A 26,016-nucleotide genomic window follows, 5' to 3' on the forward strand; every position below is an offset into this window, starting at 1 on the left:
GCGCGGTTACTCCTGGATACTCGGATTGGATTGCGTGTCGGCTCCGCCTTCGGCGTGCTCACCCTTGCCTTTGCCCATGGCCAGACCGGCACGCTCGTGCTTGGTCAGGATGTGCTGGAACAGGTCGGGGGTGACCGAGGAGAAGTAGGTGGCCGGAACGTTCTCGCTCGGCTTGGCCAGCTCGGGGAAGCCTTCTTCCTGCAGGCCGGCCGGAGCGGCCTTGACCTTGGCGACCCAGTCCTGGAAGCCCTGCTCGGAAGTGGCGATGGCCTTGAACTTCATGCCGGAGAAGCCGGCGCCGCTGTAGTTCGCGGAGATGCCGTCGAACACGCCTTCTTCGTTGGCGATCAGGTGCAGCTTGGTCAGCATCCCGGTCATCGAGTAGATCTGGCTACCCAGCTGCGGGATGAAGAAGGAGTTCATCACGGTGTCCGAGGTGATCTGGAAGTTCACCGGGGTGTCTTTCGGGAAGGCGATCTCGTTGACGGTCGCGATGCCCTGTTCCGGGTAGATGAACAGCCATTTCCAGTCCAGCGAGACGGCCTGGATGGTGATCGGCTTGACGTCGGAATCCAGCGGGCGGTAGGGGTCCAGCTTGTGGGTGGATTCCCAGGTCAGCCAGCCGAGGATGGCGATGATGATGCAGGGCACCAGCCACACCACCACTTCGATGCGGGTGGAGTGCGCCCAGTCGGGCATGTAGGTGGCCTTGGTGTTGGAAGCGCGGTACTTCCAGGCGAATGCCAGGGTCATGACGATCACCGGCACCACCACGAGCAGCATCAGCAGGGTGCAGGTGATGATCAGCGACTTCTCGTCAGCACCGATCTGCCCCTTGGGGTCGAACAGGACCATGTTGCAACCGCCCAGGGAGAGCAGCGGGAGCAGCAAGGACAATCTCTTCAGGTATCCAGAGTACTGGTCTATTTTCATCTTGCGGCCTTAATGGATGAACATAGCTACACCGCCCATGAGATTTACCCACGCAGGGTTCATGCTCGACGAACTGCCCGCCGCGCCTTCCGAGGCGAGACGTCTTGGTGGATCCATGGGGTAGCGAATCGGCGCTGCAAGAAAACAAGGCAAAAGGAACCCAGCCCGGCTTTCGCGTAGCGAAACCGATCCGTGTGCTGATTCGTTCCGTGTTATTCAGCGTGTTGGCACCTGCCCTGCCGCTTCCTTGGGAAGCCTGCCTGGCCAATACCTGTTCACGAGCGGATTGCCCTACTCGTCGTTGAGCAGAAACCCACCACAGTCAGCCCCTCGTTGTTATTCCAGCACCGCCTGCGGCGAGTGCCTGCCAAGGTTCTGCGACGCTGGAACCGAGGCGCTATGGGGTCAGGAATGGGCGGGCGATATTACAAGACATTTCAGAAACCACTGGCAAGGCCCTGCCCCTTCATTTTTAACAAGACATTTTCTCGCCAGGGTTAAGAATGGCTGCCGCGGCTGCTCGAAAAACGATCAATTCCCGCAGAAAATGCAAGGTTGGAAAATCGCTTTCCGGCGCCTTCCGAACGCCATCGTCAAGATGCCTGGATGCCCCATCTGGCGCGGCATCCAGCCGCATCGTGGGCGCCCCTTGAAAGACGCCCTAGAACAGCTTCGCCAGTCTGGAAATGACGCCGATCAAGCCGATTGAAAATGCGCTCGCAGATGCCCTGCGCAGAGTGCGACACATCGCCGCAGCAAGCGGTTCGAGGGGGAAAAGCGTTTCAGATTCTGACGGAATGGCCGTTTTTGACTGGGCAAAAACCGGCCGGATATGACTGATTTCACGAAGGGTACAAACGGTGAAAAACATTAGCCCGGCGAAATGACAGCCTCATTACGGATGGCTCGGCTTTTCGTAGGAGCGAGCTTGCTCGCGAACCGTGCTCACCGGTGACTGCATTGTTTCGGTCTGGCTCCTTACCCTCTCCCCAGCCCTCTCCCTGAAGGGAGAGGGGGCAGACGGTGCCGAGAGAAGGCCAGGTTTCAGCCGGCAGCTCTCGGTGTTGCCGGCTGACTCCAGAACATCAGTGCCTGCCCAACGGTCCCCTCTCCCTTCAGGGCGGGGCGCGCAGCCGAGGGTTAGGGAGAGGGAGCGGAGTTGACCCCGAGCGCAGACGTCACCCGCCGGTTCGCGAGCAAGCTCGCCCCTACGAAATCGAGCAAGCCCCGCCTACCGCCTCGAATGCCACAGCCATGAAACGAAAAAACCCGCGATCTCGACGAGACCGCGGGCTTTTCGTTGCCGTTCGCCTAAGCGATCGGCTGGAAGATGGTGGGTCGTGTAGGATTCGAACCTACGACCAATTGGTTAAAAGCCAACTGCTCTACCGACTGAGCTAACGACCCTCGATATGGTCGGGGTAGAGAGATTCGAACTCCCGACATCCTGCTCCCAAAGCAGGCGCGCTACCGGACTGCGCTATACCCCGCTTGGAAGTTGGCTCCGCGACCTGGACTCGAACCAGGGACCCAGTGATTAACAGTCACTTGCTCTACCGACTGAGCTATCGCGGAACGACGAGCCTTCCAATCCCTTCTACGTTTCGGCTTTCGCCGTTTCCCGTATCAGAGGCGCGCCATTTTACGGGTCTCGAACGGACTGTCAACCCTCTGATCCAAAAAGTTTTTCTTCTTTTTCTTTGCAGGCCGGCAGGCAGATTGCTATATCTGCATAAAACCCAAGTTGCCTCGCCCGCAGGCGATGAGATCACGGACAGGATCGCCCATGAGTTCGAAGGACACCCCGCCGTCTCCCAACGTCGCCAGCCGGGCCATCCAGCCACGCTTCGGCGAACTGGTACAGGGCTGCCGGCAATTGGCGATGAACCACCTGGCAGAGCTCTTGGGTGCGGTCTTCGCACAGGTCGACGACACCCTCTTCGAATGCGCCGAGAAAGCCGAGAACAACCAGGTGCAGGCGCTGTTCTTCGACAGCATGCGCGAGATCCGCCGCCAGCGCCCCACCCTCGAGCGCCTCTATCACCAGCGTTTCGCCAAGGGCCTGAGCGACTTCATGCAGGGCACCCTGCCCTCCCGGGCGCACCTGGAGGAGCTGGACGTCGAGCAGTTGTCCCTGGTCGGCAACGAGGAATACGAGGAAACCCTGCTCGTCACCAACATGGTGAACCAGGTCAAGGCGCAGTGCGCGCAGTCCCTGTTCGCCCTGGACCAGCGCCTGGCCCTGCTCAACAACGGCAGCAAGCTGGCCGAGGACAGCAACCCCTTCGGGCCCCAGGCCATCGCCCAGTGCTTCCGCGAGATGCTCGCGGAAAGCCGCTTCGCCCTGCGCATCAAGACCGTGCTCTATGTATTGTTCGACCAGCAGGTGATGCGCAACCTGCCGCCTCTCTATGAACAGCTGAACCGGCGCCTGACCGAGGCCGGCATCCTGCCCAACCTGCGCTACCGTCCCCAGCAGGGCTCGCACCCGGCACCACGCCCGGCATCACAGGCCCCCGGGCAGGCCACGCCAACGCCGCCGACAGGTGCCGCCGGCGGCAATGCCACGCAGCCCCAGGGCGCTCCGGGCGCCTCCAGCACAACCGAGGCGCCGCCGCTGGACTTCAGCGAGCTGCCGCCCTACCCGCCCAGCGACCAGCAGGCCCTTTACGGCGGCCTCAATGCCCTGCTCGCCGAACACCGGCGGCGCGGCCTGGACAACTTCGGCAACAGCGACAGCATCGTCCGCCTGACCCCACGCAGCGCCACCCGCACCTACAGCGCCGGGGAACTGCTCGACGCGCTCAACCGCCTGCAGCGCATCTCTGCCCAGGACCTCGCCCGGCGCATCCGCCAGCCCCAGGCGGTGCAGCAGTTCAAGGAAGAGCTGCACCAACAGCTGGAGGCCAGCAGCGACCACCCCGGGCAGAACAAGCTGACCGACCAGGAAGCCGACGTCATCGACCTGGTGGGCATGGTCTTCGACTTCATCCTCGATGACGAGAGCCTGCCGGACAGCTGCAAGACTACCCTCTCGCACCTGCACACCCCCTTCCTCAAGGTGGCCCTGCTGGACAAGGCGCTGTTCACCCAGCACCACCACCCGGCCCGCCGCCTGCTCAACGCCATGGCCCAGGCCGGCTCGCTGTACGGCGGCGACGGCGAGGAGCGCGGGCTGCTGGCGAAGATGCACTGGGTGGTGGAACGGGTGATCCAGGACTTCGCCGGCGAGCTGCGCCTGTTCGACGAGCTGCTCGGCGACTTCAACGAATACATCGCCAACATCCGCCAGAAGGCCGAACTGCGCGAACGCCGCGCCACCGAGGCGGCCCGCGGCCGCGACCGCCTGCTGGGCGCGCGCGAGCAGGCGATCGAGGTCATCCGCCGGGCCACCGCCGAGCGCGAGCTGCCGCAACTGGTGCGCAACTTCCTCGACCTCAGCTGGGCGGACGCCCTGACCTTCATCCTCTTGCGCAACGGCGACGACAGCGACGAATGGCGCCGCGCCTGCGAGATCGCCGAGCAGCTGGCCTGGAGCGTCACGCCGCAGGACAGCGCCGGCCGTGACCGCCTGCAGGCCCTGCGCCCGGCGCTGCTGGAGGACCTGCGCAAGGGCCTGGAAGTGCTCGGCGGCTACCATGAGGACGGCATTCGCCGCCTGCTGCAGGACCTGGTCGCCTGCCAGCACGCGATCCAGGCCCAGCAGCCTGAAATCGCCGCCAAGCTGCACCCCGAACTGCCGGAAAGCCCGCTGGGGGCGATGCTCGACGGCGAAAGCGTGGCCGAGCGGCAGACCGAGGAAAGCCTGTCCATCCGCGCCCGGGCGATCATGGAGGAGCTGCGCCGCATCGAGTTCGGCACCTGGTTCGAGTTCACCGACAGCACGCCGCCACGGCGCCTCAAGCTGTCCTGGTTCAGCCCCACCACGCGCAACTATATGTTCGTCGACCACCTGGGGCAGCGCGTCGCGGTCAAACCCATCGGCCAGTTGGCACTGGAGATGGAACAGGGCAAGGTACGCCTGGCCGGGGCCGGACAGCAGCCCCTGGTCGACCGCGCACTGGGTGCCATCTACCGCATGTTGCAGCGCTTTGCCGGGCGCCCCAACAGCCCATCCGAGGAGTAAGCGATGGACGAACGCCGCCAGCACAACCGGCACCGCACGGACCTGAAGGTCGAGGTCTTCGACCGCCACACCGGACGCAGCCTCGGCCGCCTGGCCGACCTGTCCATCGAAGGCTTCATGCTCTGTGGCGTCGACGTGCCGGCGGCGGACTCGGTGCTGGAATGCCGCCTGGTGCCCCTGCCGCCGCTGCACGAGGTGGGCGAGATAACGCTGGGCGCCGACTGCCTGTGGAGCCGCAAGGGCACCGATGGCCAACTGGACTGGGCGGGTTTCCACATCATCGACCTGGCGGACGACCAGGCGAAGGCGCTGGAAGAGCTGATCGCGCATCTCTGAGGGCGCTTCGCGCTATGCGAACCATCCTCCGATATCCCATCACTTGGTGAGCTCCTCGGAGGAGCGAGCTTGCTCGCGAATGGCAGCCGCCGGTAGCGCAGGTGCTTCAGGTTTACTCCGCCCCTCTCCCCAGCCCTCTCCCTGAAGGGAGAGGGGGCTTGTCCGTGCCGAGAGAAGGTATGGTTTCAACCAGAAATCACGGTGCCAGCCGGCTAACTCCAGAACACCCGACTCTGCCCAACGGTCCCCTCTCCCTTCAGGGAGAGGGTTAGGGAGAGGGCGTTCTTCAGGACATGCACCGAACCTGACCAGCAGAACGCTGTTCGCGAGCAAGCTCGCTCCTACAAAAGCAAAAAGCAAAAAAGAAAAAGCCCCGCAATGCGGGGCTTTTTCACAGCTACCGAGGTCAGGCGAAGACGATCTCGTCGTCCTCCACCTTGGCGTGGATCTTCGCGCCGGGGAGGAACTTGCCGGCGAGGATCAGCTGCGCCAGCGGGTTCTCGATCCAGCGCTGGATCGCGCGCTTGAGCGGGCGGGCACCGTACACCGGGTCGAAGCCGACGGCGATCAGCTTGTCCATCGCCTCCGTGCTCAGCTCCAGGCTCAGCTCGCGCTCGGCCAGGCGCTTGCGCAGGCGGCCCATCTGGATCTCGGCGATGCCGGCGATCTGCTCGCGGGCCAGCGGCTCGAACACCACCACCTCGTCGATCCGGTTGATGAACTCCGGACGGAAGTGCGCGTTCACCGCGTCCATCACCGCCGCGTGCTGCGCCTCGCGGTCGCCGATCAGTTCCTGGATCTGCGCCGAACCGAGGTTGGAGGTCATCACCACCACGGTGTTGCGGAAGTCCACGGTGCGGCCATGGCTGTCGGTCAGGCGGCCGTCTTCGAGCACCTGCAGGAGGATGTTGAAGACGTCCGGGTGGGCTTTCTCCACCTCGTCCAGCAGCACCACCGAGTACGGCTTGCGGCGCACGGCCTCGGTCAGGTAGCCGCCTTCCTCGTAGCCGACGTAGCCCGGCGGGGCGCCGATCAGGCGGGCCACCGAGTGTTTCTCCATGAACTCCGACATGTCGATGCGCACCAGCGCTTCCTCGGTGTCGAAGAGGAACTCGGCAAGGGCCTTGCACAGCTCGGTCTTGCCCACCCCGGTCGGGCCGAGGAACAGGAAGGAACCGCTGGGCCGGTTGGGGTCGGCCAGGCCGGCGCGGGAACGGCGCACGGCGTTGGAGACCGCGACCACCGCCTCGTGCTGGCCGATGACGCGCCTGTGCAGCTCGTCTTCCATGCGCAGCAGCTTCTCGCGCTCGCCTTCGAGCATCTTCGATACCGGGATGCCGGTCCACTTGGACACGACCTCGGCGATTTCCTCGTCGGTCACCTTGTTGCGCAGCAGCTGGTTCTCCGGCTTGCCGTGCTGGTCGACCATCTGCAGGCTGCGCTCAAGGTCGGGGATCACCCCGTACTGCAGCTCGGCCATGCGGTTGAGGTCGCCCTTGCGGCGGGCCAGCTCCAGCTCGGTCCTGGCCTGCTCGATCTTCTGCTGGATCTGCGCCGAGCCTTGCACCTCGGCCTTCTCCGACTTCCAGATCTCTTCCAGGTCGGCGTATTCGCGCTCGAGCTTGGCGATGTCTTCTTCCAGCTTGGCCAGGCGTTTCTTGGTGGCCTCGTCGTCCTCCTTCTTCAGCGCCTCGCGCTCGATCTTCAGCTGGATCAGGCGGCGGTCCAGGCGGTCCAGCTCCTCCGGCTTGGAGTCGATCTCCATGCGGATGCGGCTGGCCGCCTCGTCGATCAGGTCGATGGCCTTGTCCGGCAGCTGGCGGTCGGTGATGTAGCGGTGCGACAGCTTGGCCGCGGCGATGATGGCGCCGTCGGTGATGGTCACCCCGTGGTGCACCTCGTAGCGCTCCTTCAGGCCACGCAGGATGGCGATGGTGTCTTCCTCGCTGGGCTCGTCCACCAGCACCTTCTGGAAGCGCCGCTCCAGCGCCGCGTCCTTCTCGATGTACTGGCGGTACTCGTCCAGGGTGGTGGCGCCGACGCAGTGCAGCTCGCCGCGGGCCAGGGCCGGCTTGAGCATGTTGCCGGCATCCATGGCGCCCTCGGCCTTGCCGGCGCCGACCATGGTGTGCAGTTCGTCGATGAACAGGATGATCCGGCCTTCCTGCTTGGACAGCTCGTTGAGCACCGCCTTCAGGCGCTCCTCGAACTCGCCGCGGAACTTGGCGCCGGCGATCAGCGCGCCCATGTCCAGGGCCAGCAGGCGCTTGTCCTTGAGGCCGTCGGGCACTTCGCCGTTGACGATGCGCTGGGCCAGGCCCTCGACGATGGCGGTCTTGCCCACGCCGGGCTCGCCGATCAGCACCGGGTTGTTCTTGGTGCGCCGCTGCAGGACCTGGATGGTCCGGCGGATCTCGTCGTCACGGCCGATCACCGGGTCGAGCTTGCCGTCCTCGGCGCGCTTGGTCATGTCCACGGTGTACTTGTCCAGGGCCTGGCGCGATTCCTCGGCGTTGGGGTCGTTGACCGCCTCGCCGCCGCGCAGGTTGTTCACCGCGTTCTCCAGGGCCTTCTTCGACACGCCCTGGCCGAGCAGCAGCTTGCCGAGCTTGGCGTTGTCGTCCAGGGCGGCGAGCAGCACCAGCTCGCTGGAGATGAACTGGTCGCCCTTCTGCTGGGCCAGGCGGTCGGCCTGGTTGAGCAGGCGCGCCAGGTCCTGCGACAGGTTCACGTCACCCGTGGGGTTCTGGATCTTCGGCAGCGCGTCCAGCTCCTTGTTCAGGGCCGCGCGCAGGGCCGGGATATCGAAGCCGACCTGCATCAGCAGGGGCTTGATGGAACCGCCCTGCTGTTCGAGCAGGGCAGAGAGCAGGTGCACCGGCTCGATGGCCGGGTGATCGTGGCCAACGGCCAGGGACTGGGCATCGGACAGCGCCAGTTGCAGCTTGCTGGTCAAACGGTCGATTCGCATGGAGTTCGTCCTTCCTTCTAGATAGCGGGTCGGAGCGATACCTGCCCCTGGTGAAGAAACAACCCGCCGGGATGCCAGTTAGATAAGGTCGATTTTGGCTGCTTCAAGCCATTTGGCCATGACGCCGGTCAGTTCGTGCCGGCGTAGGGCCACCACGGCAGCGGCATTCGCAGGGGGAACGGCGTAGGCAGGGATTGTGTAGGAGCGAGCTTGCTCGCGAATGGGCCCCGCTGCGGAGCCTGTTCGCGAGCAAGCTCGCTCCTACGAAGATCGGGACCTACAGAGTCAGGCCAACCACACCAGGCTGGCCTGGCGGCCGGTGCGCGGATTGCGGCGGTAGGAATAGAAGCGCTCGGTGTCACTGAAGGTGCACAGGCCACCGCCGTAGACGGCGCTGACGCCCCGCGCGGCCAGGCGGATGCGCGCCAGCTGGTAGATGTCGGCCATGTAGCGGCCGGCATTGGCGCTGGGCACGAAGGCCGCCGCGGCCTCGGCGTGGTCGGCGAGGAAGGCTTCGCGCACCTCGGGGCCGACCTCGAAGGCCTGCGGGCCGATGGCCGGGCCGAGCCAGACCAGCACGTCCTCCGGCGGCACCGCCAGCTTGTCCAGGGTGGCCTCCAGCACTCCGCCGGCCAGCCCGCGCCAGCCGGCATGGGCCGCCGCCACGCGGGTACCGGCGCGGTCGCAGAACAGCGCCGGCAGGCAATCGGCGGTGAGCACCGCGCAGGCGATGCCCGGCGTGGCGCTCCAGTTGCCGTCGGCGGTCGCCACGCGGGACGGGTCGGCTTCCACCACCTCGACGCCGTGCACCTGGCTCAGCCAGGCCGGCCGGCAGCCCTGCGCCTGCTCCAGGCGGCGGCGGTTCTCGGCCACCGCCGCCGGCTCGTCGCCGACGTGGTCGCCGAGGTTGAAGCTGTCGAACGGCGCCTGGCTCACCCCGCCGGCGCGGGTGCTGACGCAGGCGCGCACGTTGGCCGGGGCCGGCCAGTCGGGGATGAGCCAGGGCGTGGTCATACGAAGGATTCGTTGTCCTGGCGCAACAGGCTGAGCAGCCAGGTGAAGTCGTCGGGCAGCGGCGACTCCCACTTCATGTGCTCGCCGCTGGCCGGGTGGTCCAGTTCCAGGAAGCGCGCGTGCAGGGCCTGGCGCGGGAAGTCGCGCAGCGACTCGACCAGGGTCGGGCTGGCCCCCGGCGGAATGCGGAAACGCCCACCGTAGACCGGGTCGCCCACCAGCGGGAAGCCGATGTGCGACATATGCACGCGGATCTGGTGGGTGCGGCCGGTCTCCAGCTTCACCCGGGTGTGGGTGTGCGAGCGGAAGCGCTCCAGCACCCGGTAATGGCTGATCGCCTGCTTGCCGGTGGGCACCACCGCCATCTTCTGGCGCATCACGCCGTGGCGGCTGATGGGCGCGTCGATCGTGCCGCCGGCAACGATCACCCCCACCACTATGGCCTCGTACACGCGGCTGACGCTGCGCGCCTGCAGCTGGGCGACCAGGTTGGTGTGGGCTTCCAGGGTCTTGGCCACCACCATCAGGCCGGTGGTGTCCTTGTCCAGGCGGTGCACGATGCCGGCGCGCGGCACGTTGGCCAGGTGCGGCACGTGGTGCAGCAGGGCATTGAGCAGGGTGCCGTCCTGGTGCCCGGCGGCCGGGTGGACCACCAGCCCCGCGGGCTTGTCGAGCACCAGGATGTGCTCGTCCTCGAAGACGATGTCCAGCTCGATGTCCTGGGCCTTCCACTCGCCCTGGGCCTCCAGCTGCACCTCCAGCGCCAGGCGCGAGCCGGCGTGGATGATGTCCTTCGGGCGCAGCACGGCGCCGTCGACGGTCAGGCGGCCGTCCTTGATCCAGCCGGCCAGGCGCGAGCGGGAGTGTTCGGGGAAGAGTTGCGCGGCGACCTGGTCGAGGCGTTGGCCGCCCAGGTCGAACGGCACTTCTGCCGCCAGTTGGATGAGATCGGACATGATGGGACACAGTAGGCGCGCCACCTTTTGGTGGGCGGCACGCTGTGGTTAAATACGGGGCCTTTGTCCCAGGGGTTCGCCTGGGGCGCCAATCATAACAGACGGATGCGGCCGCGACAGCCGACCGTCCAGGGACGCAAGCCGCCATGCAAGTGAAACACCTGCTGCTGATCGCCACCCTCGTCTTGGTCTCCGCCTGCTCGTCCAAGGGCGACAAGGTCGACGAGAACCTGAGCGAGAGCCAGCTGTACCAGCAGGCGCAGGAAGACCTCGGCAACAACAGCTACACCAACGCCATCAACAAGCTGAAGGCGCTGGAGTCCCGCTACCCGTTCGGCCGCTACGCCGAGCAGGCGCAGCTGGAGCTGATCTACGCCAACTACAAGAACGCCGAGCCGGAAGCCGCGCGTTCGGCGGCGGAACGCTTCATCCGCCTGCACCCACAGCACCCGAACGTCGACTACGCCTACTACATGAAGGGCCTGGCCTCCTTCGACCAGGACCGCGGCCTGATGGCGCGCTTCCTGCCGCTGGACCTGACCAAGCGCGACCCGGGCGCGGCGCGCGACTCCTTCAACGAGTTCGCCCAGCTCACCAGCCGCTTCCCCAACAGCCGCTACGCCCCGGACGCCAAGGCGCGCATGGTCTACCTGCGCAACCTGCTGGCGGCCTACGAAGTGCACGTCGGCCACTACTACCTCAAGCGCAAGGCCTACGTGGCCGCCGCCAACCGCGGCCGCTACGTGGTGGAGAACTTCCAGGAGACCCCGGCCGTCGGCGATGGCCTGGCGATCATGACCGAGGCCTACCAGCGCCTGGGCCTGAACGACCTGGCCGACAGCAGCCTGCAGACCCTCAAGCTCAACTACCCGGACAACCCCAGCCTGAAGGACGGCCAGTTCGTACCCCGCGAGGACGACGACAGCAGCCGCTCCTGGCTGGCCAAGGCCACCCTCGGCCTGATCGACTCCAACACCGCGCCGCCGCAGATGGAAACCCAGGCGAGCAAGGACGTGATGCGCCAGTACGAGGACGCCCGCCAGCAGATCCCGCGGGAACTGCAGCCGGAGCACCAGGACGAGGAAGTCGAGAAGCCCGACACCAGCGGCAAGAAGAGCCACTCCTGGTGGCACTACCTGACCTTCGGCCTGGTCGACTGATCGACCCGCCATGCAGAGGGAGGCTCCGGCCTCCCTTTTTCATGCCCGCACGGATCCTCCGCACAGTAGCGGGCAGCGCGACTTGTACGCCGTGGTGGCTCGGATAAACTGCGGCTCTTCGAGACAAAAGGGAACGCCATGGTCCGCCTGCTGTTCTGGATCCTCCTCATCGCCCTGATCTGGTGGCTGTGGCGCAAGGCCACCCGCCCGCAACGCCCGCCCCAGGCACCGCCGGACGACCAGGCCGAGCCCATGGTGCGCTGCGCCCAGTGCGGCGTGCACGTGCCGCGCGCCAAGGCGCTGCAGCACGAGCAGCGCTGGTATTGCAGCCAGGCCCACCTGCAGCAGGACAGCCAGCGGCATGGCTAGGGCCATCCCCATCAGCGGCCAGCAGGGGCAGCGCATCCTCCGCCTGTACCACCTGTACCGCCTGAGCATCGGCCTGCTGCTGGTGCTGCTGATCTCCAGCGACCTCGACGACCGGGTGCTCAACGTCGGCCAGTCCGCGCTGTTCCATGCCAGTTGCTGGAGCTACCTGATCGTCAACATCCTGATCGCCGTGCTGATGCCGACGCCGCGCCAGCTGCTGCCGATCTTCCTGCTGGCGCTGTTCGACATCCTCGCGCTGTGCGGCCTGTTCTACGCCGCCGGCGGCGTGCCCAGCGGCATCGGCAACCTGCTGGTGGTGGCGGTGGGCATCGCCAACATCCTGCTGCGCGGGCGCATCGGCCTGCTGATCGCCGCCGTCGCCGCCATCGGCATGATCTACCTGACCTTCTACCTCAGCCTAAGCCAGCCCACGGCGATCAACCACTACGTCCAGGCCGGCAGCCTGGGCGCCCTGAGCTTCGCCGCCGCCCTGCTGCTGCAGGGACTGGCACGGCGCCAGCAACTCACCGAGCACCTGGCCGAGGAACGCGCCACCACCGTGGCCAACCTCGAGGAACTCAACGCCCTCATCCTGCAGCGCATGCGCACCGGCATCCTGGTGCTGGACAGCCGGCACCGGGTACTGCTGGCCAACCAGAGCGCCCTGGGCCTGCTGGCCCAGCCGGACCTGGTGGGCAAGCTCGCCACCGCGCAATGCCCGGAACTGCTCGAAAGCCTGCAGCAGTGGGTACAGAACCCCTCGCTGCGCCCGCCGAGCCTGCAAGCACCCGAAGGCGGCCCCATGCTGCAGCCGAGCTTCATCCCGCTGCGCCGCGGCGAGGAGCAGCACACCCTGGTATTCCTCGAGGACATCTCGCAGATCGCCCAGCAGGCCCAGCAACTCAAGCTGGCGGCCCTGGGCCGTCTGACCGCCGGCATCGCCCACGAGATCCGCAACCCGCTGGGCGCCATCAGCCACGCCGCGCAACTGCTGCAGGAATCGGACGCGCTGGACGCCCCCGACCGGCGCCTGACGCAGATCATCCAGGACCAGTCGCGGCGCATGAACCTGGTGATCGAGAACGTCCTGCAGCTGTCGCGGCGGCGCCAGGCCGAACCGCAGCAGCTGGACCTCAAGCAGTGGCTGCAGCGCTTCACCGACGAGCAGCGCGAAGGCCTGCGCGGCGACCAGCAGATCCACCTGCAACTGGGCGGCGGCGAGATCCAGACGCGCATGGACCCCAGCCAGCTCACCCAGGTGCTGGGTAACCTGGTGCAGAATGGGTTACGGTACAGTGCGAGGCAGAACGGCAGCGGCCAGGTGTGGCTGAACCTGTTCCGCGACAAGGACAGCGACCTGCCGGTGCTGGAGGTGCTCGACGACGGCCCCGGCATCGCCCCGGAGCAGCTGGGCAAGCTGTTCGAGCCCTTCTTCACCACCGAGAGCAAGGGCACCGGGCTGGGCCTGTACATTTCCCGCGAGCTGTGCGAAAGCAACCAGGCCCGCATCGACTTCAAGAACCGCGACGAAGGCGGTGGCGGCTTCCGCATCACCTTCGCCCACCCGCGCAAGCAGAGCTGACAGAAAAGAGCATGAGCCGGCAAAAAGCCCTGATCGTCGACGACGAACCGGATATCCGCGAGCTGCTGGAAATCACCCTCGGCCGCATGAAGCTGGACACCCGCAGCGCCCGCAACGTCAAGGAAGCCAAGGAATACCTGGCCCGCGAACCCTTCGACCTGTGCCTGACCGACATGCGCCTGCCCGACGGCACCGGCATGGACCTGGTGCAGCACATCCAGCAGCGCCATCCCCAGGTGCCGGTGGCCATGATCACCGCCTTCGGCAGCCTGGACACCGCGGTCAACGCGCTCAAGGCCGGCGCCTTCGACTTCCTCACCAAGCCGGTGGACCTCGGCCGCCTGCGCGAACTGGTGGCCACGGCCCTGCGCCTGCGCTCGCCGGGCGCGGAGGATGCGCCGGTGGACAACCGCCTGCTCGGCGATTCGCCGCCGATGCGGCAGATGCGCAACCAGATCGCCAAGCTGGCGCGCAGCCAGGCGCCGGTCTACATCAGCGGCGAATCCGGCAGCGGCAAGGAACTGGTGGCCCGGCTGATCCACGAACAGGGCCCGCGCAGCGAAGTGGCCTTCGTTCCGGTGAACTGCGGCGCCATCCCCTCCGAGCTGATGGAAAGCGAATTCTTCGGGCACAAGAAAGGCAGCTTCACCGGCGCGGTCGAGGACAAGCAGGGCCTGTTCCAGGCCGCCAACGGCGGCACCCTGTTCCTCGACGAGGTGGCCGACCTGCCATTGCCGATGCAGGTGAAACTGCTGCGCGCCATCCAGGAGAAGGCCGTGCGCGCGGTGGGCGGCCAGCAGGAAGTGGCGGTGGACGTGCGCATCCTCTGCGCCACCCACAAGGACCTGGCCGCGGAAGTCGCCGCCGGCCGCTTCCGCCAGGACCTCTACTACCGCCTGAACGTCATCGAGCTGCGCGTGCCGCCGCTGCGCGAGCGCCGCGAAGACATCCCGCTGCTCACCGAGCGCGTGCTCAAGCGCTTGGCCAGCGACAGCGGCCTGGCGGCGGCCCAGGTCAGCGCCGAGGCCCTGGAGAAGCTGAAGAGCTACCGCTTCCCGGGCAACGTGCGCGAACTGGAGAACATGCTCGAGCGCGCCTACACCCTGTGCGAGGACGACGTCATCCAGCCCCAGGACCTGCGCTTCGCCGAGGCCACCGGCAACAGCGACGCCGGCGAAGCCAGCCTGGCGCAGATCGACAACCTCGAGGACTACCTCGAAGAGATCGAACGCAAGCTGATCATGCAGGCCCTGGAAGAAACCCGCTGGAACCGCACCGCCGCCGCCCAGCGCCTGGGCCTGACCTTCCGCTCCATGCGCTACCGGCTGAAGAAGCTCGGTATCGATTGATCAAGTGCCCGGGCAGAACCCACCCATGACGTAGGGCGGATAACGTTCCACGTTATCCGCCGTTTAACCTCGCTCCCCGGCCGGCTCGGGATTCGACCTTGGCGTGGGCGCTGACCCCAGGCGGCTCCAAGCTTGACCTTGGCGCTGGCTATCACATGGGATAAACGGCGGATAACCGCGAACGGTTATTCGCCCTACGCAAAACCCGCCCATGATGCAAGGCGTACCCCACGTATCAGGCCAACGGCGTCGCCACCAGGCGCCCTTCCGGCGCATAGGGCTGCGCCTCGATGATCGGCTCGCGCTTCAGCATCAGGTCCGCCAGCAGTCGGCAGGAGGCCGGCGCCAGCACCAGGCCGTTGCGGTAATGCCCGGTGTTCAGCCACAGGCCCTCGTGCCCCGGCACCTGGCCAATGAAGGGAATGCCCTCGGGCGAGCCCGGTCGCAACCCCGCCCAGTGTCCCACCGGCGCCTGCCCGGCAAGGGCCGGCAGCAGTTCCTCGGCGGAAGCGCGCAGGCTGGCCAGGGCCTCGTCCGTGGGCGTCTTGTCGAACCCGGCGTGCTCCAGGGTGCTGCCCACCAGGATATGGCCGTCGCGCCGGGGAATGGCGTAGCGCCCCTTGGCCAGCACCATGCTGGAAAGGAAGTCCGCCGCGCACTTGTAGAGGATCATCTGCCCCTTCACCGGCGCCACCGGCAGCTCCAGGCCCAGGCTGGCCAGCAGCTCGCCGCTCCAGGCGCCGGCCGCCAGCACGGTCGTCTCGGCCCGCAGTTCGCCGGCGGCGCAACGCACACCGCGAATGGCACCCTGCTCATGGATGAAGCCGCTGACCTCGCAAGCTTCCCGCACCTCGACGTTCGGCATGCGCCGCAACGCCTCGCGCAGCGAACGCGCCAGCCGCGGGTTGCGCACGTTGGCCACGCCCGGCATGTGGACCGCTTTCCGGAAACCGGCCCCCAGCGCGGGAACGGCATCGTGGACCGCCGAGATATCCACCTCCCGCAGCGGGCGAGCGTTGGCGCGGGCCCAGGCCAGGGCCTCGGCCTGGTCGTCCAGGTCCAGCCAGTAGAGGCCGGTGACGTGCACCTCGGGATCGACGCCGGTGTCTTCCAGGAGTTGTTGGCCCAGCGCCGGGTAGAAGTCCTGCGACCAGTGCGCCAGGTTCGCCACCGCCCGGCTGTAGCGCCAGGGGTAGAGCGGGGAAACGATGCCGCCGCCGGCCCAGGATGCCTCGCGCCCGGTCTCGCCACGCTCGACGAGGGTCACCCGCAACCCTTCGCGCCCCAGGGTCCAGGCGCTCAACAGCCCGACAACGCCACCACCGACAAGCAGAACATCCGACATACCGCTGCACCTCGAACCGACAGGAAACCGGACGGTCATCCGGCGCGCCACTATACCAACCCCGCCAAAGCGAAGCGCCCTACACCTTCGCCGGAAGCGACGCGCAACACCCTGGGCCCAGGCAGAGCGCCCAAGGCCCGATACTGCGACGGTGGGATAGCGCCAGGGATGGCACCATGCAAAAGAATCGCGGATTCAGCCTGCTGGAAGCACTGCTCTCGATCCTCCTGCTCTGGCTGGTCGCCAGCCTGGCCGTACCGGCCTTCGACAACCTGCTCCAGTCCCAGCGCAGCCTGGTCGCCCTGCACAGCCTGCGCGGCGCCCTGAGCCATGCCCGGCACACCGCGGTCTTCACCGACCGCCCGGTCAGCGTCGCGGCCCGTGAAGGCGACTGGGCCAAAGGCTGGGCGCTGTTCCACGACGACGACAACGACGGCCGGCCGCAACCCGGCGAGCCCCCGCTGCGCCTGCACCCAGCTTTGGAAGATGTGGAAATACGCCCGGACAGCACCTCCCGCCACTACATCCACTACCGCCCCCAGGGCCATGCCATCCGCCCCAACGGTGCCTTCCACGCCGGCCACCTGAAGGTCTGCTCCCGGCACGCCACCAGCCACCGGATCGTGATCAACCGCAGCGGCCGCATCCGCACCGAAAGCGCCCCCAGCTCCAGCCTCTGCCCACGCTGACCAGTACACAACCGCTCTGCGACCGAGGTCACAGATGACCGCCGGGCATGACCGGATATCGCGCGATTTGTATCGGCCATCCAACAAAAAGGGACATTTCCCACACAAATAGGCAGCATTTCCCTCAAGGTAAACAGGAGGAATGCGCCATGTCGCGCCCCAAGGAAATGGCGGGGTTCACGCTGATCGAGTTGATGATCGTGGTAGCGCTGCTGGTGATATTCGCCACCATCGCGCTGCCCAGCTTCAGCTACCTGATCAAGACCAACCGGACTCAGAGCGCCGCCAGCGAACTCGCCTCCCTGCTGCAATACGCCCGCGCCGAAGCGGTGACGCGCAATGTCGACATCACCGCGGCAGCCAGTGACGGGGCCTGGGCGGTCAGCCAGGGCAATACCACCCTTCGCAGGCTGGATAACCAACAGAGTTCGCTCAGCATCGAGCCGGCGACCGTATCGGTGACCTTCCACCCGAACGGTACCGCTTCCAGTAATACCGATATCTATATCTGCCAGGATGGCGATGCTGCTACTGGATACCAGTTGACCGTCAAGTTGACCGGCCAGGTAAGACTGTGGCCTCGGGGACAGGCGGAAGGCAATGAAGCGCTTGGGAGTTGCGGATCATGAATGACACTCGCAAGAAATCCCTCGGCTTCAGCCTGATCGAGGTGCTGGTCGCCCTGCTGCTGATCTGCATTGGCGTGCTGGGCATGGTCGCCATGCAGGGGCGCACGGTGCAGTACACCCAGGACTCGGTGCAGCGCAGCAGCGCCGCCATGCTCGCCAACGAGATGCTGGAGACCATGCGCAGCAATCGCGACCAGGTCTATACCGCCAGCGGCAACCTCAACCCGAACTCGGCGTATTTCACCGGCAGCGACGGCTACCCGGAGGCGCCCGAGGAGGGAACCTGCCAGCCACTGCCCGCCAACGCCGATCCCGCCAAGCAGCTCAACTGCTGGCTGACCCGTGTGCAGGAGACCCTGCCCGGTGCCGCCGGCCTTGCGGCCGAGGTGCACGTCTGCCGGGCGGGGAACACCGCCGGCACTTGTGGAAACGCAGGCCGCGCCATCGAAATCCAGGTGGCCTGGCGGGTGAAGAACGGCGAATGCCTGGATGCGTCGGACAGTGGCGACGACAAGACCATCTGCCGCTATCGGGTAAGAGCAGAAATCTGAGGCGGACCAGCATGCAGAAGCGCCAGCAAGGCCTGTCCCTGATCGAGTTGATGGTCGCCCTGACCGTCAGCAGTTTCCTGATCATCGGGATAGTGCAGATATTCATCGACAACAAGAACACCTTCGTCTTCCAGCAGGCCCAGACGGAGAACCAGGAAAACAGCCGCTACACCTTCCTGCTGCTCGACCAGGAACTGAGCAAGACCGGCTACCGGCGCCAGCCCGACCGTCCGTTCGATACCAGTTTCCCGGCGGCAGGTTCAAGCGATGGAGCCCCGGATGGATGCACATTCGCCAAGGGCCAGACTGTCACACTGGCCAGCAACAGCGGCATCTGCATCCGTTACCAACCCCGCGATCCCGACGAACGCAATTGCCTGGGGACGAAGCCCGCCGACGGAACCGTTCCCGACGAGCCCTACACCACCAGCACGCTGACTGTGATGGAAAGGTTCTTCATTGAAGACAATGATCTCAAGTGTGCAGCGGGTGAAGATGATCCAGAGGCCATCCTGAGCGGTGTCGCCGACATACAGTTCGAATACGGCGTCGGCCCCCAGACCGATGAACGCCAGGTCGATACCTATACGACCGATCCGGGCACCCAGCCGATCCGGGCGGTGCGCTATGCAGCCCTGATGATGAGTTCGGTCAATGCCCGCCAGGGCATGGACAGCGCCACCCTGACGCAATGGAAGGCCCGCTATCCCGACTCCAGCATCGGCACCGACAACGGGCAGCTCTACCAGATCGCCCAAGGCTCGATCACCCTCAGGAACCTCATGCCATGAATGCATCCCGCCAGTCGCAGCAGGGCGCGATCCTGTTCGTCTCGCTGATCATCCTGCTGGTCATCTCCGTGCTGGCCATTTCCAGCGTCCGCCAGTCGGCCCTGGAGGCCCGCATCACCGGCAGCGTGGCCGAGGAGAAGCGCCTGTTCAACAGCTCCGAGTCGGCGCTACGCAACACCGAGGAAAGCCTCAGCGAGTCGCTGCTGCCGCCCGACCGCTGCCCGGCGGACACCACCGCCGATGACCTGCCCTGTATCTGGAACAAGACGCTGGATGGCTATGCCCAGGACTTCGAGGGCGCCCTGGGCTACACCGGCAATGGCGTTACCCCCTCCACGCAGACCACCAGTGTCAGTCGCTACATGATCGCAGCCCCCAGCGGCAGCGTCGGCGGCCAGTCGATCAACCCCGAGTACGGCTCGATGATGCTGGGCAACGGCACCTTCTTCTATGAAGTGAACAGCCGCGCCACCAGCAACAACCGCGAGGCCCCACTGCGTTCCGTGGTGGCCCGGGTATACAACAACTGACCCCCAGGCACTGACATGAAGACTTTCCGCCAAACCGCGATCAACGCCAGCGCCAGCCTGCTCTGCGCACTCCTGCTCCCGTGCGCCGGCGCCTGGGCAGACATCGACATCTCGCGCACCCCGGTCTTCGTCAACGACTCGGTGCCCCCCTGAACATGCTGGTCATGGGGCGTGACCACAAGCTGTATTACGAGGCCTACAACGACGCCTCCGACCTCAATGGCGACGGCATCCTCGACGTGGGCTACAAGGGGCACCTGGACAAGGAACACGGTGGCATCGACTACTACGGCTACTTCAACTCGTTCGCCTGCTACGACTACAGCGACGGCCGCTTCAGCCCAGTCAGCGCCACCACCGACAAGAAATGCCCGGGGCACTGGAGCGGCGACTTCCTCAACTACCTGGCCACCTCGCGCATGGACGCCCTGCGCAAGGTGCTCTACGGCGGCTACCGGGTGGAGGACACCACGACCTCCACCGTGCTGCAAGGCTCCTACGTTCCCCAGGACGACCACGCCTGGGGCAAGGAATACCTGAGCGAGGCCTACGACGGTTACCGCATTTCCGACTATACCCCGCTGAGCCAGCCGGCGGCCGGCGGCTACCGCCACCTGTTCGCCGTGGTATCGCTGACCCAGGATACCGGCGTGCCGCAGTTGCGCACCCTGACCAACACCAGCTTCCGTATCTGGAACTGGGTGTCGAAGGAGCGGCCGGTAGCCGGCAGCACCTGCGTGAACAGTTCGGGCTCGGAGGTCAACTGCACCAGTGGTGGCCCCAGTGGCGGCAACTGGGCCATCGTGCCCGCCGACCAGATGTCGGGCCTCACGCTCACAACCTGGAAGGATTCGCGCGCAACCTCCACCAACAAGTCGCAGATGGACGATCTGTTCAACAACTACAGCAGCGACTCTGCAAAATGCGGTAGCGGAACGGCACCTTTCACCAACATCAACAGCCCGCAGAACTTTACCAACCCCTACTCCGCCAACGGCTGTGGCCAGGATAGCTATCACACGCTGATCACCGGCACCCTGACCCCGGCGCTGACGGGGGTCTATCAGTTCTCGGTGGACGGTGACGACGCAGTCGAATTCCAGGTCAATGGCGTTACCGCGTCCTACTATGGGGACCACGGCAAGGCCGGCAGCGGCGGCAACGGCACCACCGCCTCGGTGACGCTCACCGCGGGTACCGCCTACACCTTCAAGTTCCGCCACGAAGAAAACGGCGGCGACGCCAACTTCTACCTGTACTGGAAGACCCCGGCCACCGGCACCAGCGAGATGACCGACAGGAACGTCAAGGTCTCGGTCTGCCCCAGCGGCGCCGACAACGCCGGCCTGCGCGAAAGCAACTGCATCGCCTACGGCAACGGCTTCAAGCCGACCGGCATCCTTCACGACTACGGCGCCACCAACAAGATGTACTTCGGCCTGCTGACCGGCTCGTTCCAGAAGAACATCAGCGGCGGCGTGCTGCGCAGCCAGTTGCAGAGCTTCGCCAAGGAATACAGCGCGACCACCGGGCAATACTGCTTCGCCGGCACCAACGTGTGCGGCTCCGACGGCGTGAGCAACGGCATCGTGGCGACCATCAACAAGCTGCGCATCATCGACTTCAACTACGGCGACCATACCTATGGCTGTGGCTGGATCACCACGCGCCCGATCACCCAGGACGACACCTGCTACATGTGGGGCAACCCGATCGGCGAGATGATGTACGAGACGATGCGCTACTTCTCCGGCGAAACGGCTCCCACCGGCACCTATGACTATGGTTCCGGCAACAGCAAGGACAAGGACGTGCTGGGTCTTCCGCGGATCGGCACCTGGACCCCGCCCTACAAGTCGACTGCCAACCCCAACGGCTACCCCGTGTGCTCGGTCCCGGCCATGACGGTCATCAGCGACATCAACCCGTCCTATGACTTCAAGCTGCCGGGCAGCAACTGGTCCACCGCCGTTTCGGCGCCCTCCACAGGGTCCCTTGCGGGCCTGAACGTCTCCACCGAAGCGGACAAGATCTGGGCTGCCGAAGGCGGCGGCAGCAAGTCCATCTTCATCGGCGAGTCCAACGGCGTCGCCGACAGCGCCCCCACGGCCAAGACCGTCAGCAACCTGTCCACGGTCCGCGGCCTGGCGCCGGAAGAGCCAAGCAAGCAGGGTACCTACTACTCCGCTGCCGTGGCGCGCTATGGCGCCAACAACAAGATCGGCGGCGACAAGGCCCTGCTGACCTACTCGGTGGCGCTGGCCTCGCCCCTGCCGACCATCAAGTTCCCCGTCACCAGCAATGGCGTCACCAGCGTGGTGACCGTAGTGCCCTTCGCCAAGTCCGTCGGCGGCAGCAGCATCAATGCGGACGGCAGCTTCCAGCCCACCGACCAGATCGTCGACTACTACGTGGAGAAGTTCGCCAACACTTCGCCAGCCTGCAATGGCGGCACGCCCAGCCTGGTCAGCGACTGCGACGCCACCCTCAACGGTGGCCGCCCCTACGCCAAGTTCCGCATCAACTACGAAGACGTGGAGCAAGGCGCCGACCATGACATGGACGCCATCGCCCTGTACGAGTTGCTGGTCAACGACCAGGGCAAGCTGGTCATCAACATGACCTCCGAATACGCCGCCGGCGGCATCGACCAGCACATGGGCTACGTGATCTCCGGCACCACCAAGGACGGTATCTACCTGGAGGTCAAGGACCAGGGCGGCAACAACGTCGCCTACAAGCTGGATACCCCCGATGGTCGCGATCCCAACTACTGCAACGCGACCACCAAACCCAACGACTGCACCCTGAGCCGGCTCAGCTCCTCGCGCACCTTCACCCTGTCGGGCACCCCGGCGGCCACGTTCCTGGAGAACCCATTGTGGTACGCCGCCAAGTACGGCACCAACGCGACCAACAATGACACCGACGGCAACGGCGTACCGGACAACTACTTCCTGGTCACCAACGCCCTGACGCTGAAGGACCAGTTGAACAAGGCGTTCAACGACATCTACCAGCGCAACAGCTCCGTATCCACCCCGTCGGTGGAGCGCCTGCAACCCGGTGCCTCGATCAGCGACGCACGCTCGGTCTATCGCTCCAACTTCCTGGTGGACGACTGGTCGGGCGACCTGATCAAGGAGACCATCAACCCGGCCACCTTCGCCCGTACCGTGGTCTGGCACGCCAAGGACCAGTTCCCGAGCACCCGCAACATCAAGTTCAAGGGCAGCAACGGCGCCCTGACCACCCTCACCTACAGCAACCTGTCGGGCGTGACCTACAACGGCGTCGACCTGCAGACCACCCTGACCTCCGCGCAGCTCGGCTACGTGCTGGGCGACCGCAGCGGCGAGGGCAGCAGTTTCCGCCGGCGCAACACCCTGCTGGGCGACATCATCAACTCCAACCCGGTGGTGGTGTCCGGCGCCCAGTACCTGGCCTACCTGGCAGGCGCCATCGATGGCGGCTACCAGAAGTATGCCGACTTCATCGAAGCCAAGAAGGAACGCCGCAGCCAGGTCTACGTCGGCGCCAACGACGGCATGCTGCACGCCTTCGACGGCGCCACCGGCGCGGAGAAGTTCGCCTTCGTGCCCCGCGCCGTCATCCCGAACCTGCAGTACCTGAGCAGCAAGGACTACACCGCCGCCCAGCACCGCTGGTTCGTCGACGGCAGCCTGACCGTGCGCGACGTCTACTACGACGACGCCTGGCATACCGTGCTGGTGGGCACCCTCGGCGCCGGCGGCAAGTCCGCCTTCGCCCTGGACGTGACCGACCCTGACAACATCGCCCTGCTCTGGGAGTTCGACGACGACAACACCAGCAGCAAGGACGGCACCAACACGACGCTGAGCAACCTCGGCTTCACCATCCCCACCCCGGTGGTCGCCCGCCTGCACAGCGGGCAATGGGGCGTGCTGCTGCCCAACGGCTACAACAGCGCCAACAACAGCAGCGGCAAGGCGGTGATGTACGTGCTGGACATCAAGACCGGCACCGTCCTCAAGACACTGGAGGCACAGGGGGCCAGCGGCACCAACGGCCTGTCCAGCATCCGCGGCGCCGACAACAACAGCGATGGCATCATCGACTACGCCTATGCCGGCGACCTGCAGGGCAACCTGTGGCGCTTCGACCTGATAGACAACAGCGCTACCAATACCGCACCGTTCTCCAGCACCACCATTGCCGCCTCGAAATTCAAGACGTCCTTCAACGGCACCCCGCTGTACGTGGCCAAGGATGCCGACGGTACCGGCGGCGTGCGCCAGCCGATCACCGCACCGCCGTCGCTGGTCCGCCATCCCTCCACCAACGGCTACCTGGTGATCTTCGGTACCGGCCGCTACCTGGGCACCGTGGACAAGACCAGCCCGTTCCAGTTGCAGACGCTCTACGGCATCTGGGACAAGCAGACCAAGGGCGAAGTAGCTACCAGCACGCCTAGCCTGTCGCGGGCCAGCCTGCAAGGGCAGACCATTTCGTCCCAGGTGAACAGTGCGACCTTCGCCGGTAACACGACCAGCACCTTCGACATCCGCCTGCTCAGCCAGAACACCGTGGACTGGACGACGAAAAGTGGCTGGTACCTGAACCTCCAGGTCACCGGCGGCAGCCTGGTGGGCGAGCGGATCGTCGACGAGATGGCCGCCCGCGGGCAGGCGCTGCTGATCAACACCCGCACGCCCAGCCTGGACGTCTGCCAGGCCGGCGTGGAAGGCTGGTCATACGGTCTCGACCCCTATACCGGCGGTCGCGCCGACTTCAATATCTTCGACTTCAGCCAGAACTTCGTGGTGGACCAGGGCGACGCCTATGTTTCCGGCGACACCAGCAACGTGGTCTCCGGCTACAAGACCCCTGCCGGTGGCGCGGCCCTTTCCGGCAATACGCGCTTCACCGCCGATGGCGCCCCGATGAACATCAGCTTCGGCCCCGAGTCCACTGGTCGCCAGACCTGGCGCGTGGCACCGCAATGAGGAATCAGTACGTGAAGAAGACAGCGGGTTTCACCCTGATCGAGATGATGATCGTGGTGGCCATCATCGGCATCCTGGCGGCCATCGCCTACCCCAGCTACCAGGAATACGTCCTGCGCGGCAACCGCAGCGAGGGCCAGGCGTTGCTGAATGACGCGGCCGCGCGCCAGGAGCGCTACTTCGCCCAGAACAATGCCTATGTCACCGCCCAGGCCAATATCGCCAGGCTGGGCATGCGCAATACCAGCGGCACGACCGTGACCTCGGATTCCGGCAAGTACGCCCTCACCATCAGCAGCCCCAACAACAGCGGTGGCTACCTGCTCACGGCAACTCCGCAAGGCGCACAGGCCAAGGACACCAAATGCGGCAACCTGACGCTCAATGCCATGGGCACCCGCGGCGTCAGCGGCAGCACCAGTGTGAACGACTGCTGGAAGTGAAGCGCTGCGGCACGTAGGCGGATAACGCCGACGGCGTTATCCGCCGAATCGCGGACAGAGTCCGCTCCTACAGGAAGGGATGGAACACAGCGTAGGAGCGGATTTATCCGCGATTCCGCCGGCAAAGGCCGGCGTTCGGTCGAATATGGCGATGGGTATTACTTTCGCTCCACCCATCCTGCGCCATGGTTCCTAGGGTGTGGCGGAAGATGCCTCCTGGCAGGAACGGGTTCAGACCGCCTTGACCCGCAGTTCCCTGGGCATCGAGAAGGTAATGTTCTCCTCCCGCCCATCCAGCTCCACCTCGGGTTCCGCGCCCCATTTGCGCAGTTGCTCGATCACCCCGCGCACCAGCACTTCCGGGGCGGAGGCGCCGGCGGTGATGCCGATGCGTTGCTTGCCTTCGAACCATTCGCGCTTGAGGTCCTCGGCGCCGTCGATCAGGTAGCCGGGGGTGCCCATGCGTTCGGCGAGCTCGCGCAGGCGGTTGGAGTTGGAGCTGTTCGGGCTGCCCACCACCAGCACCAGGTCGCACTGGTCGGCGAGTTCCTTGACCGCGTCCTGGCGGTTCTGGGTGGCGTAGCAGATGTCGTTCTTGCGCGGGCCCTTGATGTGCGGGAACTTGGCGCGCAGGGCGTCGATCACCTTGGAGGTGTCGTCCATCGACAGGGTGGTCTGGGTGACGAAGTGCAGGGCCTCGGGGTTGCGCACTTGCAGCGCGGCCACGTCTTCCTCGTCTTCCACCAGGTAGATGTCGCCGCCGTTGTCGCGGTTGTACTGGCCCATGGTGCCTTCCACCTCGGGGTGGCCTTCGTGGCCGATGAGGATGCACTCCTGGCCGTCGCGGCTGTAGCGCACCACTTCCATGTGCACCTTGGTGACCAGCGGGCAGGTCGCGTCGAAGACCTTCAGGCCACGGTTCTCGGCCTCCTTGCGCACGGCCTGGGAAACGCCGTGGGCGCTGAAGATGACGATGGTGTCGTCCGGCACCTGGTCGAGTTCCTCGACGAACACCGCGCCGCGGTTGCGCAGGTTCTCCACCACGAACTTGTTGTGCACCACTTCGTGGCGCACGTAGATCGGCGGGCCGAACACGTCCAGGGCGCGGTTGACGATTTCGATCGCCCGGTCGACGCCGGCACAGAAGCCGCGGGGGTTGGCGAGTTTGATTTGCATGGTCGGTCTGTCTCGGCGCGCAGAGGGGATGGCGCGATGGCTATCGCTTCGCGATACCCATCCTACGCCTGCGAAGGG

20 protein-coding genes and 3 tRNA genes are annotated in these 26,016 nt (G+C 65.7%); 14 read left to right on the top strand and 9 right to left on the bottom strand.

What is annotated here, in order from left to right:
• Nucleotides 1-6: 6 nt before the first annotated feature.
• From cyoA to PKO50_RS26035, 4 genes are all read right to left on the bottom strand, one after another.
• Nucleotides 7-933 carry a ubiquinol oxidase subunit II gene (gene cyoA / locus PKO50_RS26020; RefSeq protein WP_275627647.1) on the bottom strand — a complete coding sequence of 309 codons (927 nt, stop codon included), beginning with the start codon at nt 931-933 and terminating at the stop codon, nt 7-9.
• A 1,331-nt stretch (nt 934-2,264) separates the two neighbouring features.
• Nucleotides 2,265-2,340: transfer RNA gene (locus tag PKO50_RS26025), tRNA-Lys, on the bottom strand.
• Nucleotides 2,341-2,346: 6 nt separating this feature from the next.
• Nucleotides 2,347-2,423: transfer RNA gene (locus PKO50_RS26030), tRNA-Pro, on the bottom strand.
• 9 nt (nt 2,424-2,432) lie between these two features.
• Nucleotides 2,433-2,508 (bottom strand) — tRNA-Asn (locus PKO50_RS26035).
• Between the two features lie 211 nt (nt 2,509-2,719).
• Between PKO50_RS26035 and PKO50_RS26040 the strand changes: the two genes are divergently transcribed.
• Together PKO50_RS26040 and PKO50_RS26045 are read left to right on the top strand one after the other, a co-directional pair.
• Nucleotides 2,720-5,059 (top strand): DUF1631 domain-containing protein, encoded by a 2,340-nt coding sequence (locus PKO50_RS26040; protein ID WP_275627648.1) that lies wholly within the window; start codon nt 2,720-2,722, stop codon nt 5,057-5,059.
• A 3-nt stretch (nt 5,060-5,062) separates the two neighbouring features.
• Nucleotides 5,063-5,395, top strand: coding sequence for a PilZ domain-containing protein (locus PKO50_RS26045; RefSeq protein WP_109934238.1), 333 nt, complete (start codon nt 5,063-5,065; stop codon nt 5,393-5,395).
• A 406-nt stretch (nt 5,396-5,801) separates the two neighbouring features.
• Here the strand turns inward: PKO50_RS26045 and clpB are convergent, their stop codons facing one another.
• The 3 genes from clpB to rluD form a co-directional block, all read right to left on the bottom strand.
• A complete protein-coding gene (clpB, locus tag PKO50_RS26050) occupies nt 5,802-8,366 on the bottom strand; it encodes an ATP-dependent chaperone ClpB (protein WP_275627649.1) in 2,565 nt (854 codons plus the stop codon).
• Between the two features lie 285 nt (nt 8,367-8,651).
• On the bottom strand, nt 8,652-9,380 hold the full coding sequence (gene pgeF / locus PKO50_RS26055; protein ID WP_275627650.1) for a peptidoglycan editing factor PgeF: 729 nt from the start codon (nt 9,378-9,380) through the stop codon (nt 8,652-8,654).
• The gene (rluD, locus tag PKO50_RS26060) at nt 9,377-10,336 is read right to left on the bottom strand and encodes a 23S rRNA pseudouridine(1911/1915/1917) synthase RluD (RefSeq protein WP_275627651.1); all 960 of its coding nucleotides are present in this window, start codon (nt 10,334-10,336) and stop codon (nt 9,377-9,379) included. The genes pgeF and rluD overlap by 4 nt, the downstream gene beginning before the upstream one ends.
• 146 nt (nt 10,337-10,482) lie before the next feature.
• Between rluD and PKO50_RS26065 the strand changes: the two genes are divergently transcribed.
• The 4 genes from PKO50_RS26065 (at nt 10,483) to PKO50_RS26080 (ending at nt 14,796) form a co-directional block, all read left to right on the top strand.
• Entirely contained in the window at nt 10,483-11,496 is a 1,014-nt protein-coding gene (locus tag PKO50_RS26065; RefSeq protein WP_089390498.1) for an outer membrane protein assembly factor BamD, read from the top strand.
• A 138-nt stretch (nt 11,497-11,634) separates the two neighbouring features.
• Nucleotides 11,635-11,865 (top strand): PP0621 family protein, encoded by a 231-nt coding sequence (locus PKO50_RS26070; protein WP_089390497.1) that lies wholly within the window; start codon nt 11,635-11,637, stop codon nt 11,863-11,865.
• Entirely contained in the window at nt 11,858-13,447 is a 1,590-nt protein-coding gene (locus PKO50_RS26075; protein WP_275627652.1) for an ATP-binding protein, read from the top strand. The genes PKO50_RS26070 and PKO50_RS26075 overlap by 8 nt, the downstream gene beginning before the upstream one ends.
• 11 nt (nt 13,448-13,458) lie before the next feature.
• Nucleotides 13,459-14,796, top strand: coding sequence for a sigma-54 dependent transcriptional regulator (locus PKO50_RS26080; RefSeq protein WP_275627653.1), 1,338 nt, complete (start codon nt 13,459-13,461; stop codon nt 14,794-14,796).
• 235 nt (nt 14,797-15,031) lie between these two features.
• Here PKO50_RS26080 and thiO read toward each other — a convergent pair whose 3' ends face one another.
• A complete protein-coding gene (gene thiO / locus PKO50_RS26085) occupies nt 15,032-16,141 on the bottom strand; it encodes a glycine oxidase ThiO (RefSeq protein ID WP_275627654.1) in 1,110 nt (369 codons plus the stop codon).
• 176 nt (nt 16,142-16,317) lie between these two features.
• Here thiO and PKO50_RS26090 point away from each other — a divergent pair, with 176 nt between their 5' ends.
• The 8 genes from PKO50_RS26090 (at nt 16,318) to PKO50_RS26125 (ending at nt 24,762) form a co-directional block, all read left to right on the top strand.
• Complete coding sequence (locus PKO50_RS26090; RefSeq protein WP_275627655.1) at nt 16,318-16,830, top strand: GspH/FimT family pseudopilin; 513 nt, start codon at nt 16,318-16,320, stop codon at nt 16,828-16,830.
• A gap of 149 nt (nt 16,831-16,979) precedes the next feature.
• Nucleotides 16,980-17,459, top strand: coding sequence for a GspH/FimT family pseudopilin (locus PKO50_RS26095; RefSeq protein ID WP_275627656.1), 480 nt, complete (start codon nt 16,980-16,982; stop codon nt 17,457-17,459).
• Nucleotides 17,456-18,010 carry a type IV pilus modification protein PilV gene (gene pilV, locus PKO50_RS26100; protein WP_275627657.1) on the top strand — a complete coding sequence of 185 codons (555 nt, stop codon included), beginning with the start codon at nt 17,456-17,458 and terminating at the stop codon, nt 18,008-18,010. The genes PKO50_RS26095 and pilV overlap by 4 nt, the downstream gene beginning before the upstream one ends.
• 11 nt (nt 18,011-18,021) lie before the next feature.
• The gene (locus PKO50_RS26105) at nt 18,022-18,801 is read left to right on the top strand and encodes a PilW family protein (RefSeq protein ID WP_275627658.1); all 780 of its coding nucleotides are present in this window, start codon (nt 18,022-18,024) and stop codon (nt 18,799-18,801) included.
• Entirely contained in the window at nt 18,798-19,331 is a 534-nt protein-coding gene (locus tag PKO50_RS26110; protein WP_275627659.1) for a PilX N-terminal domain-containing pilus assembly protein, read from the top strand. The genes PKO50_RS26105 and PKO50_RS26110 overlap by 4 nt, the downstream gene beginning before the upstream one ends.
• 15 nt (nt 19,332-19,346) lie before the next feature.
• Nucleotides 19,347-19,484: a hypothetical protein gene (locus PKO50_RS26115; RefSeq protein ID WP_275627660.1), complete on the top strand. Its 138-nt coding sequence runs from the start codon at nt 19,347-19,349 to the stop codon at nt 19,482-19,484.
• Nucleotides 19,485-19,495: 11 nt separating this feature from the next.
• On the top strand, nt 19,496-24,319 hold the full coding sequence (locus tag PKO50_RS26120; protein WP_275627661.1) for a PilC/PilY family type IV pilus protein: 4,824 nt from the start codon (nt 19,496-19,498) through the stop codon (nt 24,317-24,319).
• An 11-nt stretch (nt 24,320-24,330) separates the two neighbouring features.
• Nucleotides 24,331-24,762, top strand: a complete 432-nt coding sequence (locus PKO50_RS26125) for a type IV pilin protein (RefSeq protein WP_275627662.1) — start codon at nt 24,331-24,333, stop codon at nt 24,760-24,762.
• A gap of 231 nt (nt 24,763-24,993) precedes the next feature.
• Here PKO50_RS26125 and ispH read toward each other — a convergent pair whose 3' ends face one another.
• The gene (ispH, locus tag PKO50_RS26130) at nt 24,994-25,938 is read right to left on the bottom strand and encodes a 4-hydroxy-3-methylbut-2-enyl diphosphate reductase (protein ID WP_109934253.1); all 945 of its coding nucleotides are present in this window, start codon (nt 25,936-25,938) and stop codon (nt 24,994-24,996) included.
• Nucleotides 25,939-26,016 lie beyond the last annotated feature (78 nt).

This window comes from Pseudomonas sp. 273, assembly GCF_029201425.1.
In the GTDB taxonomy this organism is placed as follows: domain Bacteria; phylum Pseudomonadota; class Gammaproteobacteria; order Pseudomonadales; family Pseudomonadaceae; genus Pseudomonas; species Pseudomonas delhiensis.

What these genes read in the sequence shown, in the direction of transcription:
- cyoA (WP_275627647.1), bottom strand. Translation starts at nt 933, where the DNA reads ATGAAAATAGACCAGTACTCTGGATACCTGAAGAGATTGTCCTTGCTG.
- PKO50_RS26040 (WP_275627648.1), top strand. Translation starts at nt 2,720, where the DNA reads ATGAGTTCGAAGGACACCCCGCCGTCTCCCAACGTCGCCAGCCGGGCC.
- PKO50_RS26045 (WP_109934238.1), top strand. Translation starts at nt 5,063, where the DNA reads ATGGACGAACGCCGCCAGCACAACCGGCACCGCACGGACCTGAAGGTC.
- clpB (WP_275627649.1), bottom strand. Translation starts at nt 8,366, where the DNA reads ATGCGAATCGACCGTTTGACCAGCAAGCTGCAACTGGCGCTGTCCGAT.
- pgeF (WP_275627650.1), bottom strand. Translation starts at nt 9,380, where the DNA reads ATGACCACGCCCTGGCTCATCCCCGACTGGCCGGCCCCGGCCAACGTG.
- rluD (WP_275627651.1), bottom strand. Translation starts at nt 10,336, where the DNA reads ATGTCCGATCTCATCCAACTGGCGGCAGAAGTGCCGTTCGACCTGGGC.
- PKO50_RS26065 (WP_089390498.1), top strand. Translation starts at nt 10,483, where the DNA reads ATGCAAGTGAAACACCTGCTGCTGATCGCCACCCTCGTCTTGGTCTCC.
- PKO50_RS26070 (WP_089390497.1), top strand. Translation starts at nt 11,635, where the DNA reads ATGGTCCGCCTGCTGTTCTGGATCCTCCTCATCGCCCTGATCTGGTGG.
- PKO50_RS26075 (WP_275627652.1), top strand. Translation starts at nt 11,858, where the DNA reads ATGGCTAGGGCCATCCCCATCAGCGGCCAGCAGGGGCAGCGCATCCTC.
- PKO50_RS26080 (WP_275627653.1), top strand. Translation starts at nt 13,459, where the DNA reads ATGAGCCGGCAAAAAGCCCTGATCGTCGACGACGAACCGGATATCCGC.
- thiO (WP_275627654.1), bottom strand. Translation starts at nt 16,141, where the DNA reads ATGTCGGATGTTCTGCTTGTCGGTGGTGGCGTTGTCGGGCTGTTGAGC.
- PKO50_RS26090 (WP_275627655.1), top strand. Translation starts at nt 16,318, where the DNA reads ATGCAAAAGAATCGCGGATTCAGCCTGCTGGAAGCACTGCTCTCGATC.
- PKO50_RS26095 (WP_275627656.1), top strand. Translation starts at nt 16,980, where the DNA reads ATGTCGCGCCCCAAGGAAATGGCGGGGTTCACGCTGATCGAGTTGATG.
- pilV (WP_275627657.1), top strand. Translation starts at nt 17,456, where the DNA reads ATGAATGACACTCGCAAGAAATCCCTCGGCTTCAGCCTGATCGAGGTG.
- PKO50_RS26105 (WP_275627658.1), top strand. Translation starts at nt 18,022, where the DNA reads ATGCAGAAGCGCCAGCAAGGCCTGTCCCTGATCGAGTTGATGGTCGCC.
- PKO50_RS26110 (WP_275627659.1), top strand. Translation starts at nt 18,798, where the DNA reads ATGAATGCATCCCGCCAGTCGCAGCAGGGCGCGATCCTGTTCGTCTCG.
- PKO50_RS26115 (WP_275627660.1), top strand. Translation starts at nt 19,347, where the DNA reads ATGAAGACTTTCCGCCAAACCGCGATCAACGCCAGCGCCAGCCTGCTC.
- PKO50_RS26120 (WP_275627661.1), top strand. Translation starts at nt 19,496, where the DNA reads ATGGGGCGTGACCACAAGCTGTATTACGAGGCCTACAACGACGCCTCC.
- ispH (WP_109934253.1), bottom strand. Translation starts at nt 25,938, where the DNA reads ATGCAAATCAAACTCGCCAACCCCCGCGGCTTCTGTGCCGGCGTCGAC.